12 protein-coding genes and 2 pseudogenes are annotated in these 17,382 nt (G+C 73.6%); 6 read left to right on the forward strand and 8 right to left on the reverse strand.

Annotation, left to right across the window (positions count from 1 at the left end):
* The 5 genes and pseudogenes from BIV25_RS07535 to BIV25_RS07555 form a co-directional block, all read right to left on the reverse strand.
* A pseudogene (locus BIV25_RS07535) lies at positions 1–485 on the reverse strand (universal stress protein); the annotation flags it as partial.
* Positions 476–966 (reverse strand): annotated as a pseudogene (locus tag BIV25_RS07540) (arsenic transporter); the annotation flags it as partial. The pseudogenes BIV25_RS07535 and BIV25_RS07540, both read right to left, overlap by 10 nt.
* A gap of 204 nt (positions 967–1,170) precedes the next feature.
* Entirely contained in the window at positions 1,171–2,415 is a 1,245-nt protein-coding gene (locus BIV25_RS07545; protein WP_177235186.1) for a hypothetical protein, read from the reverse strand.
* 199 nt (positions 2,416–2,614) lie between these two features.
* Complete coding sequence (locus BIV25_RS07550; RefSeq protein WP_071371396.1) at positions 2,615–3,319, reverse strand: DUF4232 domain-containing protein; 705 nt, start codon at positions 3,317–3,319, stop codon at positions 2,615–2,617.
* Between the two features lie 152 nt (positions 3,320–3,471).
* Complete coding sequence (locus BIV25_RS07555; protein WP_071371397.1) at positions 3,472–4,869, reverse strand: serine/threonine-protein kinase; 1,398 nt, start codon at positions 4,867–4,869, stop codon at positions 3,472–3,474.
* Between the two features lie 47 nt (positions 4,870–4,916).
* Between BIV25_RS07555 and BIV25_RS07560 the strand changes: the two genes are divergently transcribed.
* Entirely contained in the window at positions 4,917–5,465 is a 549-nt protein-coding gene (locus tag BIV25_RS07560; protein ID WP_071371398.1) for an RNA polymerase sigma factor, read from the forward strand.
* Positions 5,466–5,472: 7 nt separating this feature from the next.
* On the opposite strand, the gene BIV25_RS07565 is transcribed toward BIV25_RS07560, so the two are convergent.
* Positions 5,473–7,851 carry a SpoIIE family protein phosphatase gene (locus BIV25_RS07565; protein ID WP_071371399.1) on the reverse strand — a complete coding sequence of 793 codons (2,379 nt, stop codon included), beginning with the start codon at positions 7,849–7,851 and terminating at the stop codon, positions 5,473–5,475.
* A gap of 267 nt (positions 7,852–8,118) precedes the next feature.
* Here BIV25_RS07565 and BIV25_RS07570 point away from each other — a divergent pair, with 267 nt between their 5' ends.
* On the forward strand, positions 8,119–11,211 hold the full coding sequence (locus tag BIV25_RS07570) for a glycoside hydrolase family 2 TIM barrel-domain containing protein (protein ID WP_071371400.1): 3,093 nt from the start codon (positions 8,119–8,121) through the stop codon (positions 11,209–11,211).
* On the opposite strand, the gene BIV25_RS07575 is transcribed toward BIV25_RS07570, so the two are convergent.
* Positions 11,192–11,734: a methylated-DNA--[protein]-cysteine S-methyltransferase gene (locus BIV25_RS07575; protein WP_071371401.1), complete on the reverse strand. Its 543-nt coding sequence runs from the start codon at positions 11,732–11,734 to the stop codon at positions 11,192–11,194. The genes BIV25_RS07570 and BIV25_RS07575 overlap by 20 nt on opposite strands.
* Positions 11,735–11,918: 184 nt before the next feature.
* Between BIV25_RS07575 and BIV25_RS07580 the strand changes: the two genes are divergently transcribed.
* From BIV25_RS07580 to BIV25_RS07590, 3 genes are all read left to right on the forward strand, one after another.
* Positions 11,919–12,158 (forward strand): hypothetical protein, encoded by a 240-nt coding sequence (locus BIV25_RS07580; RefSeq protein WP_071371402.1) that lies wholly within the window; start codon positions 11,919–11,921, stop codon positions 12,156–12,158.
* Between the two features lie 3 nt (positions 12,159–12,161).
* Entirely contained in the window at positions 12,162–12,539 is a 378-nt protein-coding gene (locus tag BIV25_RS07585) for a toxin Doc (RefSeq protein WP_071371403.1), read from the forward strand.
* 295 nt (positions 12,540–12,834) lie between these two features.
* Positions 12,835–14,547 carry an RICIN domain-containing protein gene (locus BIV25_RS07590; protein ID WP_071371404.1) on the forward strand — a complete coding sequence of 571 codons (1,713 nt, stop codon included), beginning with the start codon at positions 12,835–12,837 and terminating at the stop codon, positions 14,545–14,547.
* A gap of 676 nt (positions 14,548–15,223) precedes the next feature.
* On the opposite strand, the gene BIV25_RS07595 is transcribed toward BIV25_RS07590, so the two are convergent.
* Positions 15,224–16,396: a lactate 2-monooxygenase gene (locus tag BIV25_RS07595; protein WP_071371405.1), complete on the reverse strand. Its 1,173-nt coding sequence runs from the start codon at positions 16,394–16,396 to the stop codon at positions 15,224–15,226.
* A gap of 421 nt (positions 16,397–16,817) precedes the next feature.
* Here BIV25_RS07595 and BIV25_RS07600 point away from each other — a divergent pair, with 421 nt between their 5' ends.
* Positions 16,818–17,252, forward strand: a complete 435-nt coding sequence (locus tag BIV25_RS07600) for a subtilase-type protease inhibitor (RefSeq protein ID WP_071371406.1) — start codon at positions 16,818–16,820, stop codon at positions 17,250–17,252.
* Positions 17,253–17,382: the final 130 nt, after the last annotated feature.

Consider the following 17,382-nt stretch of genomic DNA (forward strand, 5'->3'; position numbering starts at 1 on the left):
CCGCTGACTCAGGGGTGGTGCGGGGGGGCGGGGGCGGGAGGGCGCCGAGCGGCGGAGCCGGTTCCGGCCGCACCAGCAGGACCGGGCACGGCGCGTGGTCGACCGCGAAGCGGACCGCCGGGCCCAGGCTGTGCGGGCCGAGCCGGGAGCGGTCGCCGTCGCGGGCCGGCACCAGCAGGCCGGCGCCCTCGCACGCGGCCACCACCTCCCGCTCGACCCGGCCCGAACTCTCCTCGCACACAGGGGCGGCCCAGGCGCTCCGCGGCCGCGTCGAGCAGTTCGGCCGCCGACGTCCCGCCCAGCGCCTCCAGCCGGTCACCGGGGTCGCGCCCGAGCAGGCCCGCGAACGCGCCGTGCGCGAGCCCCGGCACCGCGGCGCCGGTGACGTGCAGCAGGACCATCTCGGCGGCGGCCGGGGCGTGGTCGCGCACGGCGTCCACGCAGGCGGGCCAGGTGCCTTCGACGAGCCAGGCGATCACACGCATCCGGTCGGCCTCCCCGGGGATCGGACACCCGGCACGGCGAGCAGGCCCGGCCGGGTGAACTCGCCGAGGTCCACGCCGTGCTCGTGCTGGTGCACGATCCGCCGCCACAGCAGCGTCGCGAGCGACCCGGCGTAGGTCAGGTTCGGGCCGATGTTCACCCCGAGCAGCACCGCCGGCATCGCCGGGAGGTTGTTGATCAGGTTCGCCAGGACGACGGCCCGCACCACGATGCCCAGTGCTGGCACGAACGCGAGGAAGGCGGGGGCCGCCGCCCGTACGCCGGTCAGCGGTGTCGCCCTGCGGCGCACCGGCGCCCGGCCCGCCGGCAACAGCGCGCCCGCCGCCACCCAGGCCGGCTCCACCCCGAACGCCGACGCACCACGAACCCCACCAGCGTGCAGCCGACCGTGACCAGGGCGAACAACGGGAGCGGCGGCGCCCCGCCGGAGCCCTCGCCGAGCGGGGCCGCCGCCGCGAGGTCAGCAACAGCGACGTGGTGTTCGACAGGTGTGTCCAGGCTGAGGCCGCCGGTGATGGCGGACGCCGGCGCGAAGACCGCCGTCAGCAGCCGCACCGCCTCCGCCCGGGCGCGGTCGAGGGAGATCGCGCCGGTGGCGACGGCGATTCCCGCGGCGGGGGTGGATCATGTGGTGCCCGCCCGTGAAAACAGACGATCCCGAACGGCTCAGGAGGACCGGCTGCCCGCCGTGCCCAGGAACTGCGCCCAGCCGCCCACCGGGGACTGCCCGGGCACCAGCGTGCGCAGCTTGCGCAGCACCGCCTGGTCCTGCGCCTCCAGCCAGTGCACGAGCTGCTTGAACGACACGAACCGCACGTCGTCGCCGTACGCGGCCATCTTGCCGATCGCCTCCTCGACGGCGTCCATGTAGATGCCGCCGTTCCAGCGTTCGAAGTGGTTGCCGATGAAGAAGGGCGCGCGGTTGGTCGTGTAGGCGCGGTCGAAGCCGGCGACGTACGCGTCGCGGGCCTGGGTGCGCCAGGCGTCGTACTGGGCGCGGTCGCCGTTCGGGTTGCCGGCGGACTGGTTGAACATCATGTTGTAGTCCATCGACAGTACCTGGAACGAGTGCCCCGGGAACGGGACCGACTGGAGCGGGAAGTCCCAGATCTTCCCGCCCTGCACCTTGCCCGGCCAGATCTGCAGGCCGCCGGGGGAGCTGGCGTCGTACTTCCAGCCGAGCGCGGCGGCGGTGGGCAGCAGGTTGGACTGGCCCTCCAGGCACGGGGTACGGCCGCCCATCAGCTCCTTGTGGTAGTCGAAGGGCAGTGGGTCGAGGTCCGTGAAGCCGGTGTTGGTCTTCCACTGCGTCACGAAGGCCATCGCCTGGTCGATCTCGCTGCGCCACTCGGCCGGGGACCAGTTGCGCACCCCGGTCGCCCCGCAGAAGTGCCCGTTGAAGTGGGTGCCTATCTCGTGGCCCTCCAGCCAGGCCGCCCGGACCTGCTGGAGCGTGTTGTGGATGTGCCGGTCGGCGAGGTAGCCGATGTCGGAGGCGCCGACCGCGTGCTGCGGCGGGCGGTACAGCGTCTTCTTGGACTCGGGCAGGGCGTAGATGCCGCTGAGGAAGAACGTCATCTTGGCGCCGTGGTCGGTGGCCACCTTGCGGAACCGGGAGAACAGCTTGTTGCTCAGCTCGCCCGCGCCGTCCCAGGAGAACACCACGAACTGCGGCGGCTTCTGGCCCGGCTTCAGCCGGTCGGGCGTCGGCTGGTGCGGCTGGGGGCCGGTGTCGGCGGTGGAGCCGTCGCCTATCGGCCTGGCCGGCCGTGCCTGGGCGGTGTTCTTGTCGCCCGAGGAATCCGGGCCGCCGACCGAGAGGCCGGTGCCGGAGGAGCACGCGGCCAGCGTGCCCAGAGCGCCGGCCGCCGCGCCCGCCGTCAGCATCCGCCTGCGTGAGATCCCGCTCATCGTGTCCCCGAATTCCTTCTCCAAGGCCCTCTGCGGGGCCTGCTCACCGTGCGGTCGACGGGTTCGATCGCTGAAGCGGCGAGAAAGATCGGGGCGGGCGGCTGCTGTTGCCGTCCTGTGACAGTTGTGGCGCGCTCATGACGAACCCCGCCGGCCCACAAGGGGCGGCGGGGTTCGTCCCGGGACTCTTCTGCCCAGGTCAGGGAGCCGTGCCGGGGGCCAGGACCGAGAGGAAGACGGACGAGGAGTTTCCACCCACCGGCACCGCCCCGCCCGTCCAGGTGACCCTCAGGGAGTCACGCTCGTCCGGTGGCGTGACCACCAGAGCGGCCGGGGTGGCCGTCGTGGCGCCGCTGACGCCGGGGTTGGAGAAGGACAGCCCCGCCCAGGCGCTCTGCCCCCGCCTGAGCGTGACCGTCGCCGGGGAGCCCGACTCGCGCTTGGGGTCCGGGCCGAGCTGGCCGCCGGAGGCGCTCACGAACGCCGCGCCCGGGAAGCCGTGCAGGGTGCAGGTGCGGCCGGAGGTGTTCGTGAACACGACCGGGAAGTTCTCCTGGCCGGCGCCCGGGTCGTTGCCGCCCACGGAGGCGCGCAGCTGCGAGGTGTGGCAGCGGTCCGAGGAAGCCGCGGAGGGGGCCGTACCGCCGCCCTTGGTGCTCGTCGCCTGCGGCGCGGACGACGCGGCGGCGGCGCCGGGGCCGGTGGTGGCCGAGCCCGGGGCGGACGTGGCCGATCCCGGGCTGTGGGTGTCGTCCGTCGCGGGCGCGGCCGTGCCGGACGCGGTGAGGGGTGGGCTGCTGTGGACGTCGTGGCTGTTGCTGCCACAGGCGGTCAGGAGGCCCAGCACGGCGAACGAACCGACGAGCAGGGCCCCGTGCCGCGCGGACCGGGGTGCGTACACCATGTCGCTCAACACTCCTGTGGGGGTCAGGGCACACGAGGGAACGGGTGCCCGAGGCGCCGAGTGCGCCGTCATGGGGATCCGATGCGCACTGCGCCCGAAAAGTTCGGCACACGCAGGGTTTCTTCCCCACGGGGAGCTCCGGCAGGCGTCCGTCAGCCGACCCGCAGCGAACGGAGTATCCCGTCCGTCGCGTCACCGGTTCCCTGCTCGCGCACCTGTACGTAGACCTGTGGTTGACCGGAGCCGCCGGCCGGGGTCAGCGCGGACTCCGTGACCGAGCCGCCGTCGGGACAGCCGCTCCAGGCCCGCACCAGGCCGTGGAAGCCGGTGTCGGCGAAGGTGCGGCTGCCGGAGTAGCGGCACCCGGAGTGGGTGAGGGCGTTGACCTTCCCGGCCAGGTCACCGTGCTCGCTGACCCCGACGAACACGCCGTTCACCGGCTTGGCCAGGTCGGACCACCGGGTCAGGTCGTCGGCGACCACCAGCCCCGGCTCGTGCCCCTTGGCCAGCCCCAGCACCCCCGGGTCCCAGCCCGAGTCCCGCAGCTCGTGGCCCCAGCCCGTGGGCACCTGGACGACGACCCGCCCGGTCGAGTCCGTCACGCGCGTCCCGTCCGAGGAGCCGGCGCGATGGTGCAGGACGACGGTCACCGTGACCGCGGCCGCCGCGGCGGCGAGCAGCGCGGCCAGCGACATCGTCACGACGTTCAGCCGCCCGCGCACGCCGTCCAGCCGCCGGGTGTCACCCGGTGCCGTGGCCGGGGCCGCCGCCAGCCGGTCCAGCTCCTGCGCGAACGCCTGCGCGCCGGGCCAGCGCCGCGACCGGTCCGGCTCCAGGGCGCGCAGCACCGCCCGCTCCACGTCCTCGCCGAGGTCCGCCCGCAGCCGCCGGGGCGGCACGACCCGGCCCGGGGGCCCCGGCACGGTCCCGGTGAGCAGCTCGTAGCCGACCGCGCCCAGGCTGTAGACGTCGGCCCGCTCGTCGATGCCCTCGCCGGGCTCGGCCTGCTCCGGCGGCTGATAGCCCGCCGAGCCCGCGGCCAGCGTCAGCACCGAGGCCTGCGCGAGGCTCTTGGCGAGGCCCAGGTCGGCCAGCAGCAGCCGCCGGGTGCCGTCCGGGGCGGTGTGCAGCAGCACGTTGGTCGGCTTGATGTCCCGGTGCACGATGCCCGCCTCGTGCAGCGCGGCGGCGCTGCGCGCGGCCTCCGCGGTCAGCGCGAGCGCGTCCCGCACCGGCAGCGGGCCGCCGGCCAGCAGATCGGCGAGGGTGCCGCCGTCGGCGTACTCCATCACGAAGTACGGCCTGCCGTCCGGGAGTTGACCGATGTCGTAGACCTGCACGACCCGGCTGGAACCGGCCCGGCGCAGCAGCCGGGCCTCGGACAGGAAGCGCTCGCGGATGTCGAGCCGGTGCGTCCAGTTCTCGGCGAGGACCTTCACCGCGACCGGCGCCTGGAGTTCCTCGTCACGGGCGAGCCACACCGTGGCGAAGGCGCCGCTGCCCAGCGGCCGTTCGAGTCGGTAGCGGCCGATCCGCTCCAGGGAGTGCATACGACTATCATGCCTGGCCTGAGATCGACTCGAAGAGGAGCTTGTCCGTGCAGGACCAGACGCCGCTGGAAGACCTCGCCCGGCGGGCCGCCGCCGGCGACAACGTCGCGCTGGACCGGCTGCTGGCCGAGATCCGCCCGGAGGTGGTACGGCGCTGCGCGCGCTTCCTGCCCTGCCGGGAGGACGCCGAGGAGGCCGCACAGGACGTGCTGCTCCAGGTCGCCCGGCACATCACCGCGTTCGAGGGCCGCAGCCGCTTCGGCACCTGGCTCTACACCGTGGTCGCCAACTGCTGCCGGCAGAAGTACCGGGAGCTGAAGCGGCGCGCCGCCGAGCAGCCCGCCACGATCGAGCCCGCGTACGCCGTCGACCCGCGCACCACCAGCGTCATCGCCGGCTCCCGGGTGGACCTGCTGGAGGCCCTGGACCGGCTGGAGCGCACGCATCCCCACCTGGTCGCGCCGCTGGTCTACCGCGACATCTGCCAGCTGGACTACGCCGAGGTCGCCGAGCGCGTCGGCATCCCCCTCGGCACGCTCAAGTCCCGCCTGCACGAGGCCCGCAAGCAGGTGCGGCCCTGGCTGGCGGGGTCGTGACCCCTGCTCACTGGTCCTCCTCGTACAGCGGCAGCTCCGCCCAGATCGTCTTGCCCTCGGGCGTGTGCCGGCTGCCCCAGCGCCGGGTGAGCTGGGCGACCAGCAGCAGGCCCCGGCCGCCCTCGTCGAAGACCTTGGCCCGGCGCAGATGCGGGGCGGTGTGGCTGGTGTCGGAGACCTCGCAGATCAGCGTGGCCGCGTCGTGGATCAGCCGGAGCCGCACGGGGTGGGCGCCGTACCGCAGGGCGTTGGTGACCAGCTCGCTGACCACCAGCTCCGCCGTGAACGACGCCTCGCTCAGCCCCCAGGCGTCCAGCTGCTCCCCGACCTGCTTGCGGATCGGCGCGATCAGCGCCGGGTCGGCCGGGACGTGCCAGGTCGCCACCTGCGCGGCGGGCAGGCCCCGGGTGCGGGCGAGCAGGAGCGCCACGTCGTCGGTGGAACCGCCCGGCGGCAGCAGGCGGTGCAGGACGCGGTCGCAGGTCTCGTCCAGGGAGCCCGTGTACGCCCCGAGCGCCGCGAACAGCATGTCCCGGCTCGTCTCCGGGTCCCGCTCCCGGGCCCACACCAGCCCGTCCGTGTAGAGCGCGAGGACGGTGCCCTCGGGCAGTTCCACCTCGGTGGACTCGAAAGGCAGCCCGCCGAGGCCCAGCGGGGGACCGGCGGGCAGCTCCAGCGCCTGCGGTGTGCCGCCGGGCCGGATCACCACCGGCGGCGGATGCCCGGCACGGGCCGCGGTGCAGCGCCGTGACACCGGGTCGTAGACGGCGTAGACGCAGGTCGCGCCGAGCTCGCCGGGGCTGCTCCCGCCGCCGGACTCCGCCGACAGCCGGACCACCAGGTCGTCCAGGTGGGTGAGCAGCTCGTCCGGGGCCAGGTCGATGTCGGCGAGGGTGCGCACGGCGGTACGGAGCCGGCCCATGGTGGCCGAGGCCTCGACGCCGTGCCCCACGACGTCCCCGACGACCATGGCGACCCGCATCCCGGACAGCGGGATCACGTCGAACCAGTCGCCGCCTACCCCGGCCCCCGCGGCCGGCAGATAGCGCGAGGACGCGTCCAGCGCCGCCGTGCGCGGCAGGATGCGGGGCAGCAGGCTGCGCTGGAGCGCGAGGGCGGTCTCCCGCTCGCGGGAGTACCGGCGGGCGTTGTCGACGCAGACGGCGGCGCGGGCGGTGATCTCCTCGGCCAGCAGGACGTCGTCCGAGGTGAACCCGTCCGGGCGCCGGTGCCGGGTGAGGACCGCGACCCCGAGGGTCAGTCCGCGGGCCTGGATCGGCACCGACATCGAGGCGTGCATGCCGAGCTCCCGTGCCCGCCGGGCGCGCGCGGTGTGCCAGGTCAGCCACTCGGCGATGTCGCCCCCGGCCGCGGAGGCGACGATCGTGTGGCCCGCGGTCAGCGCGTCGGCCTGCGCGGAGCCGGCCGGGTACGCCTCGGCCTGCCCGGGGCTGAGCACGGCCTCCGGCACGTGCGGGTGCACCGACCGGTGGGCGGTCCGGCGCAGGGTCACCGGCGCCGTCACGCGGGCCGGGGGCTCGCCGCCCTGTTCCTGCGGGTCCAGCAGGTCGATGGTGACGAAGTCGGCGAGGGCGGGCACGCACACGTCGGCCAGCTCCTGGGCCGTCCGGATCACGTCGAGGGTGCTGCCGATGCGCACGCTCGCCTCGTTGACCAGCTGGAGCCGCTGCCGGGCCCGGTAGCTGTCGGTGATGTCGTGCGCGGTCAGGCACACCCCGCGCACCCGGCCGTCGCCGTCACGGACCGGGGCCAGCCGGGTGAGCCAGGCGTGCGAGCAGTCCTCGCCGCCGGTGCGGGTGACGGTCTGCACGTCCTGCGCGCGGCCGTCGACCAGTACCTGGAGCAGGGCCTGCTCCAGTTCCTCGCTCTGCGCCCGGCCGCCGATCTCCGCGAGCCGCAGTCCGCGCACCCGGTCCTCCGGCAGGCCGACGACGTCCGCCATGGCGTCGTTCATACGGCGCAGCCGGAGCCTGTCGTCGTACACGGCGAGGGCGCACGGCGACTGGACCAGGACCGCCTCGGCGAGCGGGTCGTCCGCTGCGGGTGGCTCGGTGCCGGTCAGCGGGGTGACCACGAGCCAGTCGCCGGCGTGGCCGTCGTGCGGCGGTCTGCGGTGGGCGAGGAGCCAGACGGGGAGCGTACGGCCGTCCCGGTGGCGCAATCCGAGCGTTCCCGACCAGCGGCGGCCCGTGGGGAGGGCCGGGGGGTCGTCGGCCAGCAGCAGGGCGGCGGGGCGGCCCACCACGGCGCGGGCGGGGTGGCCGAGCAGGCGCCGGGCGCCCTCGCTCCACTCCACCACGGTTCCGGCGCCGTCGATGACAGCCCGGGCCGTCGCCGCGTCGTCGAACGGATAGACCCGGCTCATCGTCGCCGCTCCCAAGCGCACACTCACAGTGAACAGGTGGCACCGCTTCCGTTCCAGCGTAGTGCTTCCGGCGGGCCCGTGAACCGCGACCCCGGTACCGGCCCGGCCGGTGGGCCGAACAGGGTCAAGGGGGAATTCCGGACGATGCGTGGCCGGAGGCGGAGACAAGGCGCCGGACTCTTGACGATCGCGTGTGGCAGTCCGTCAGAATCTGTTCGTTCACGATTAGTTGTGAGTATTTCTGGGTCCTGATGAGAGAGAGCCGCCATGACGGTCACTCGCCGATCGGTACTGGTCGCAGCAACCGCTGCACCCGCGGCCGGCGCGCTGCTGGGCACCGCGGCGGCTCCGGCCGCCCTCGCCGACGACGCGTCCGCCGGTGGCCGCCGCACCGTGCCGCTGCGGGACGGCTGGCGCTTCGCGCTGGTCAGCCCGGACGGCGTCACCGACCCGACCGGCGCCTACGACCGGGCCGCCGAGCCCGGCTACGACGACACGGACTGGCGTGAGGTCGCCGTCCCGCACGACTGGAGCATCGAGCAGACCCCGACGACCGACCACGGCACCACCAGCGGCACCGGCTTCCTGCCGGGCGGACTCGGCTGGTACCGGCTCGCCTTCACCCTCCCGCCCGGCTGCGCGGGACAGCGGATCTCGGTGGAGTTCGACGGGGTCTACATGGACTCGTACGTCTCCTGCAACGGCACCGAGGTGGGTCACCACCCCTACGGCTACACCGGTTTCGCCCTCGACCTCACCGGCCTCGTGCACACCGACGGAAGCACGCCGAACGTCCTCGCGGTCAAGGTGCGGAACCGGCTGCCGAGCAGCCGCTGGTACTCCGGCAGCGGCATCTACCGCGAGGCCCGCCTCGTGATCACCGAGCCGGTGCACGTGGCCCGCTGGGGGACGTACGTCACCACGCCCGAGATCGCGGCGGACCGGGCCACGGTCCGCGTGGCGACGACCGTCGTGAACGAGTCCGGCACCGGCACGGACGTCCAGGTGCTGTCCCGGATCGTCGGGCCCGACGGCCGTACGGTCGCCCGCGCCGCCAGCACCCCGGCCGTCTCCGAGCAGGCCACCGAGATCCACGAACTGACCGTCCCCGAACCGCAGTTGTGGGACTTCGACACCCCCGGCCACCGCTACACCCTGCACACCGAGCTGCGCGTGGGCGGCCGCACCACCGACAGCCACCGCACCCCCTTCGGCATCCGCGGCTACCGCTTCGACCCCGACGAGGGCTTCTCCCTCAACGGCACCGCCACGAAGATCAAGGGCGTCGACCTCCACCACGACCAGGGCGCGCTCGGCGCGGCGATCAGCCTCGACGCGGTCCGCAGACAGATGCGGATCATGAAGTCGATGGGCGTCAACGCCTTGCGCACCTCGCACAACCCGCCCTCGCCGCAGATGATCCAGGCCTGCGAGGAGCTGGGCATCGTGATGATGGTCGAGGCCTTCGACTGCTGGCGCACCGGCAAGACGACGTACGACTACGGCCGGTTCTTCGACGAGTGGTGCGAGAAGGACGCCACCGAGATGGTGCTCGCCGCCCGCAACTCGCCCGCCGTGGTGCTGTGGTCCATCGGCAACGAGATCCCCGACTCCACTTCCACGGCCGGGCTCGCCATGGCCGACCGGGTCATCGGCGCGATCAAGGCCGCCGACGGCACCCGCCCGGTCGTCATCGGCTCCAACAAGTACCACGGCGTGCCCGCCACCGGCTCCCCGGCCGACCTGATGCTCGCCAAGCTCGACGGCCTCGGCCTGAACTACAACACCGCGAAGTCGGTGGACGGCCTGCACGCGAAGTACCCGCACCTGTTCCTCTTCGAGTCCGAGTCCTCCTCGGAGACCTCGACCCGGGGCGCCTACCAGGAGCCGGAGCACCTCAACACCGGCGAGAACCACACCCCGGGCCGGCGGGAGACCTCCTCCTACGACAACAACCTCGCCTCCTGGACGATGAGCGGCGAGTACGGCCACAAGAAGGACCGGGACCGCAAGTGGTTCGCGGGGCAGTTCCTGTGGTCCGGCATCGACTACATAGGCGAGCCGACACCGTACGACGTCTTCCCGGTCAAGGCGTCCTTCTTCGGCGCCGTCGACACGGCCGGATTCCCGAAGGACATGTACCACCTCTTCAAGAGCCAGTGGACGAACGAGCCGATGGTCCATCTGCTGCCGATGACCTGGAACCACGAAGCCGGTGACACGGTGGAGGTCTGGGCGTACGCCAACGTGCCCTCGGTGGAGCTGTTCCTCGACGGAAAGTCCCTGGGAGTGCGGGAGTTCGACGTCAAGAGGACCACGGACGGGCGTGCGTACCTGGAGACCACCGAGGCCACCGGCGACGACAAGACCTTCACCGACGGCCCGTACCCGGGCAGCTACACCAGCCCCAACGGCAGCGCGGGCAAGCTGCACCTGACGTGGCAGGTGCCGTACCGGCCGGGCGAGTTGAAGGCGGTGGGCCGGCGGGACGGCGAGGTCGTCGCCACCGACGTGCTGCGCACCGCCGGCGCCCCGCACGCCGTGCGCCTCACGGCCGACCGCGACTCCCTCGCCGCGGACGGACGCTCCCTGGTCTTCGTCACCGCCGACATCGTCGACGCGCGGGGGGTGCTGGTGCCCGACGCCGAGCACCTCATCGCCTTCGACGTGACCGGCGGCTCACTCGCCGGGGTCGACAACGGCCGTGAGGAGAGCGCCGAGCGCTACCAGGCCGGCACCCGCACCGCGTTCCACGGCAAGGCCCTCGCCATCGTGCGGTCCGGCACGGGAGCGGGGGAGATGACGGTCACCGCGCGCGTGGCCGGTCTGCGCACGGGGCGGGTGAGCGTGCGCGCCACCGCGGCCCGCGAGACGTCCCGCACCCCGGCGGCGAAGTTCCGGCCGGACCACCCCGCGCCCGTGAACTACCCGTACGCGGACGCCAGTTACTCCGGCCGCGAGGACACGCCGCCCGCCGCGATGCTGGACGGCGATCCGGCCACCGGCTGGTCCAACGCCTTCGTGAAGCAAGCCACCGGGCTGCTGCCCGCCTTCAGCGGGGCCCGGGCGACGGACTGGGTCTCCTTCGACGCCGGGCGGAGCCGCGGCTTCGACCGGGTGGAGGTCTGCTTCACCGTGGACGCCGGGCACACGCTGCCCGCGCGGGCCGAGGCGGCGGTGTGGGACGGACGGGCGTACGTGCCGGTGACGGGTGCGAAGACACAGTGGGCGACGGCCTCGGACACCCCGACGGTGATCACCTTCGATCCGGTGCGCGGCTCCCGGCTGCGGCTGACGCTCACCAGCGCCCACCCCGGCACGGAGAAGGGCGCCGTGCGCATCAGCCGGCTGGACGCGTAGCGAGGTCGTCCGCCGGCGGCAGGGCGGGCTGCAACGCACCCTCGTGCGTCAGCAGCCACACCTTGGTCTCGACGCCGCCCGCGTACCCGCGCATCGAACCGTCCGCGCCGATCACCCGGTGGCAGGCGCGCAGGAGGAGCAGCGGGTTGGCGCCGAGGGCCCGGCCCACCGCGCGCAGCTCGGCGGGGGGCACGCCCAGCCGGGCGGCCAGTTCGCCGTACGTCGTCGTGGTGCCGTGGGCAACGCCGTCCAGGGCCTGCCACACCGCCCGCTGGAACGGGGTGCCGGCGGGCGCCAGCGGCAGGTCGAAGCGGATCGGGCGGCCCGCGAAGTAGGCGTCGAGCTGCCGGTGCGCCTCGGTGAACGGCGCGTCGTCACGGTCCTCGGGGCGTACGGCGGGCGCGCCGCGCTGCCCGGGCAGGGTGAGCGAGGTGAGCGCCCAGCCGGCCGCCGAGACGGTGCCGGTCAGCAGCAGGTCGCCCAGCGGGCTCGGGTGGACGGTGTGCACGGTGCGGGTGTTCATGACGGCTCCCTCGGTCTCCTGGTGCCTCTTCCGGTGCTCCTTCTCCGCTGCCGAGTCTGGTGCGCCGCGCGCTCCGGGACCGGCGGGATCCGGACATGGCTGTCGGGCGCTGCAGGTACCGTGCGCAGTAGTGTCTGACCTGCTGATATTTACGGCTAAGTACCCGCGCGGTACCGTGAGGGGTATGCCAGCTCTCAACGTGGAGTTCAGCGACCGGGAACTTGAGGACCTGCGGCAGATCGCCAAGGAGCGCGGTACGTCGATGAAGGCCCTCGTGCGTGAGGCCGCCGCCGCCGACATCGCCCGGCACCGGGCGCTCCAGGAGGGCGCCGAGGCCTTCCGGAAGTTCTTCGCCGCGCACGCCGAGGAGTTCGCGGCGGCCTTCCCGGACGACGAACCCGCGACCAAGGACGAGGCCGCCTGATCGATGTCCTCCGTCATCCACATCGACGTTCCCTGGCTGCTCCAGCGCCATGAGGAGGTCCTGCCCGACCAGCCCGCGGTCGACGACTTCTCCGCGCTGGTCGCCGCCGTGGCCCGGCACCGCGTGGACCCGCCCCGGCTCGGCGTGGACTCCGACCCCGCCTGGCGGGCCGCCGCCCTGCTGCACACCCTCGCCCTGCTCAAGCCGCTGCCCGCGGCCAACGCCCGCTTCGCCTGCGCGACCGCCGTGGCGTACATGTTCGTCAGCGGCGTCGGCATCGACCCGCCCTACGGCGCCCTCGTCGACCTCGCCCGTGACCTGATCTCCGGCAAGGCGGACGTGTACGGCGCGGCCGACCGACTGCGTTCCTGGCAGATCTGAACGGTTCCCGGCGGATCAGAGCGTGACCGGGGTGCTCGCGCTATCGAATTCGGTCGCCCTCGAACAGTCGTGACCGTACGCTTTCTGACTTTCTTTCAAAACTGTCGATGTTGTGCGGGTCTCTTGTTGCTCGTGTGGAAGTTGTGCGAGGGTTGACACGCCCGTGCGGGGGGTAAAGTCCGGAGTTCTTCCGGCAGTTGCGGATGCCTGACCGGCCGAGCGCCGGTGAATTCGCCTCCCCGCGCGCGCCGCAGAGGTACGCATCGACGCATCACGCATCAAAGGAATCCGCTCAGTGCCCACCCCCCACCCTCCTCGTCCGCCCTATCCGCCGCCCGGCGGAGATCCGGGGGAACCGGACGAGTCCCTCGCCGGCCCGCTGCGGGCCGGCTCCGATGCGGAAGGCTCGCGGTCCGCCGCCCTGCTCCTGGCCCGGCACTGGCAGCCGGCCCAGGAGTACGCGGTCGTCTGCCTCGCCCTGTCCGGGCCGCTCGCCCACATGGTCACCGCCACCGCCTTCCACCAGGTCCTCGGGCGCCTCGCGCTCGGCGAACCCGCTGAGGCGCTGCGTCCCCGGCTGCTCGTGGCAGTCCGGGACACCGTCGTCAACTGGTCCGCCGCAGACCGGATCACCGCCGTACTGCCCGGCCTCGGAAAGCCCGCCGGGGGCCGCGGTATGCGCGCGGCCAAGACGCTGATACCGGAAAACCGCGCCCTGTCCGACCGCTCTTTCCACGCCCTTCCCCGGCTGGACCAGACACTGCTCTGGCACACCGAGGTCGAGGCCGAGCCGATATCCGTCCCCGCCGCACTGCTCGGTATCGACACCGACAGCGCGACGGCCGCACTGGCGCAGGCGCGGGAGAAATTCCGCGAGGGCCTGGTGCGCGCCCACCGGGAACTCGCCCCGGGAAAGGACTGCCGCTACTACAACCGTCTGCTCGACGTCCCGATCCGCCGCGGCGGTGCCCTGCTGCCGGACGTCCAGCAGCACCTGTCCGCCTGCCCCTACTGCCGGCACGCCGCCGAGCAACTCGGCCACGCCGACGCCGCTCCCGGCGTGCTGCTCGCCGAGGCCGTGCTCGGCTGGGGCGCCCGCCGCTACCTCGACTCCCGCCCCGGCCGCCGCGGCGGCCCCGCCCGCAGCGGTTCCCGGCGCTCGGGCGGGCGCCGCCGCGGGGGCGGCAGACCCGGGCTGCTCGACCGGGTCACCCGCTCCGGCGGGCGCGGCGACGCCGACGGCGAACCGGGCGAGCCACGCGCCCGCACCCGGGCGCCCCGCGGCCGGCGGCGCGGCAGGGTGAGCGGACGGTTCGCCCGGACACCGGCGGCCGAACTGCGGGTGTCCGGCACCGCGGTCTCCTCCCGGACGCTGCTCACCGGGGTCGGGTTGGCCTCGGCCGGACTGCTCGCGACCGTGCTGGTGATCAGCATGTGGCCGAACGGCGGCGACGGTACCGACCCGGTCGCCTCCACCAGCGTCGTCCCCGGCAGCGACGGCCGGTCGGCCCCCGGTTCCGCGGGCCTGCCCACGTCCGGCCGGTCCACCCGGCTGCGCAACGCCGACTCCGACCTGTGCCTCGACATCAGGGGCACGCCGAAGGCCGGGGCGGGCGCGGTGCTGGCCGTCTGCTCCTCGGCGGTCACCCAGCAGTGGACCTACGGCCCGGACGGGCTGCTGCGCAGCGCGACCGACTCGGCCCTGTGCCTGGACTCGCACGCCGACGCCGGAGTGGTGATCCTCGGCACCTGCGCCGAGGAGGGCTCGCAGCGGGCCGCCGACGTGCGCTACGACCGCACCGCCCAGGGCGAGTTGCTGACCCGCTGGGACCGCACCCTGGCCCTCGCCGGCGCGGGCGCGGCCCCGGGCGCCGACCTCGTCGTCAAGGTCCGGGACCGGTCGGCCGGCCAGCGCTGGGTCACCGACACGCCGTCGGCGAGCCCTGGCTCCCTGTCCGTCGCCGGTACGGGCGCTCCTTCCGCGCGGCCGCCGCGGAAGGACGTCTGACCCGCCGCTGGTGGTGGTCCGCCCGCCTGCGGCGGTGGGGTCCGGGGTCGGTCGGTGGGCCAGTTGCTGGGTCACTGACATGCCGTCGGCGAGTCCTGGCTCCGTGTCCGTCGCCGGTACGGGCGGCCCTTCTCCACGGCCCGCGCGGCCGCCGCGGAAGGATGTCTGACCCGCCGCTGGTGGTGGTCCGCCCGCCTGCGGCGGTGGGGTCCGGGGTCGGTCGGTGGGCCAGTTGCTGGGTCACTGACATGCCGTCGGCGAGTCCTGGCTCCGTGTCCGTCGCCGGTACGGGCGGCCCTTCTCCACGGCCCGCGCGGCGGCCGCGGAAGGATGTCTGACCCGCCGCTGGTGGTGGTCCGCCCGCCTGCGGCGGTGGGGTCCGGGGTCGGTCGGTGGGCCAGTTGCTGGGTCACTGACATGCCGTCGGCGAGTCCTGGCTCCGTGTCCGTCGCCGGTACGGGCGGCCCTTCTCCACGGCCCGCGCGGCGGCCGCGGAAGGACGTCTGACCCGCCGCCGGTGGCGGTCCGCCCGCCTGCGGCAACGGCAGGTCAGTCGTTGGGGTCCGGGGTCGGTCGGCGGGCCAGTGCCGGGTCACTGACATGCCGTCGGGCGAGTCCCGGTTCCCTCTCCTGCGCCTGCTCGGGCAGCTGATGGAGAGGGACGCCTGGTGGTGAGTCAGGCGGTGGTGTCCGGGGCGAGGTCGGTCGCCGACACGCTCCCCGGGTGGGTGTGTCCGGACAGGGCGAGGGTCAGGTCGAACTCGGCCAGCAGGCACCTGACGACGTGCTCGACGCCTGCCTGTCCGTCCAGGCCGAGCCCGTAGACGTACGGCCGCCCCAGCAGCACCGCCCGCGCGCCCAGGGCCAGCGCCTTGAACACGTCGTCACCGGTGCGCACGCCGCTGTCGAACAGCACCGTCAACCGGTCGCCGACCGCCGCGGCGACCCGGGGCAGCGCGTCGGCCGCCGCGACCGAGCCGGCCACCTGCCGGCCGCCGTGGTTGGAGACCACCACGCCGTCCATCCCGGCGTCGACGGCCAGCCGGGCGTCGTCCGGGTGCAGGACGCCCTTCAGGACGATCGGGCCGTCCCAGTGCTCCCGCAGGAAGGCCAGGTCGGGCCAGGTCTTGCCCGGATCTCCGAACAGGCCCAGGAAGTGCAGGACCGCCGCGTTCGGATCCTCCTCCACGGGCCGGGCGAGCCCCGCGCGAAAGGCCGGGTCGGTGAAGTAGTTGGCGGTTCCCACCCCGTGCACGAAGGGCAGGTACGCCTGGTCCAGGTCGCGGGGCCGCCACGCCAGCAACTGGGTGTCCAGCGTGACCACCAGCACCGAGAACCCGGCGGCCTTCGCCCGGCCGAGGAAGCTCCGGGTCACCTCGCGGTCCTTGCCCCAGTACAGCTGGAACCACCGCTCGGCGTCCCCCATCGCCTCCGCCACCTGCTCCATCGGCGTGCTGGACGCCGACGACAGGATGTACGGCACGCCCTGCGCGGCGGCGCCCCGGGCGGCGGCGAGTTCGGCATCGGGATGCATGATCTGCAGTACGCCGACGGGGGCCAGCGCCAGCGGCGCCGGCAGGGACCGCCCGAGCACCTCGGTCGACAGATCGCGCTCGCCGACGTCCCGCAGCATGCGCGGCACGATCCGGCGCCGGGCGAGCGCCGCCCGGTTGGCGCGGGCCGTGCTGCCGTCGCCCGCGCTGCCCGCCACGTACCCCACCGGCCCCGGGGCGAGCCGGAGTTCGGCCAGCTCCTCCAGCCGGGTCAGATCGGTGGGCAGCCGGGGCACGGCACCCGTCATCCCGTTCAGATAGATCTCGTACTGGAAGTCGGCCCAGTGCTTCGCCATCCGGCAGTCCGCCTCTCGTCGCCGATGAGATGGGGTACAGGTGCGGCCCGACCATACTGGCGGGTAGCCGGACGAGCGCCGGCCGGGTCCCGGAGCCGGTGGCCACTTCATGATCGTCACCTGAACACGGGGAGTCATGAATCGCTTCAACGGCGACAGGGCCGGAGTGTTTCAGGACGATTAACGATGCGGTGATTTCCAGCCATTGGATGGCTCGCGAAGCGCGGAACCCGCTCCGTTCCTGGGTCACGGTGTGCAAATTCCGTGACATCACGCCACTGATTCAACACGAAAGGTTACCGAAACCTATGCGTTCGATGTGTGTTTCGACCGGGGACTCGGCAGAGTGGCGCTCGCCGCTCCGGCGCCCGATCCGGGCACGGGGAGGCATCTCGTCCGACTGAGCGGAAGGATGCACAAAATGCGGAACACCGCGCGCTGGGCAGCGGCCCTCGGCCTCACGGCCGCCGCCGTTTGCGGACCCCTGGCCGGGGCCGCCGTCGCTGCACCGGGCGCCGCCCCGTCGTCGCTGTACGCCCCCTCGGCGCTGGTACTCACCGTGGGGCACGGCAACGACGCGGCCACGGCCACGCCGGAGCGCGCCGTCACCCTCTCCTGCGCCCCCACGGCCTCCGGCACCCACCCGGCCGCGGACCGTGCCTGCGCCGAACTGCGCGGCACCGGTGGTGACTTCAGCGCGCTGAAGCCCGCCGCGGGCGTGTGGTGCACCGATCTGTACAACCCGGTCGTCGTCACGGTCCAGGGCGTCTGGCAGGGCCAGCGCGTCTCCTATGAGCGGACCTTCGGCAACGCCTGTGTCAAGGACTCCATCACCGGCGGTGTCTTCGCCTTCTAGGCGACCCGCCTGCCAGGACCGGGATCGCAGGGTACCCGTACGCGCCGGAGCAGGTCCGCAACTGGGGAGTGCGGCCACTGGAGCGGGGAATCAGCGATCTCGTACCGGGGCCGACGGGCGGAGTGGGGCC

This window comes from Streptomyces sp. MUSC 14 (assembly GCF_001866675.1).
Lineage (GTDB): Bacteria > Actinomycetota > Actinomycetes > Streptomycetales > Streptomycetaceae > Streptomyces.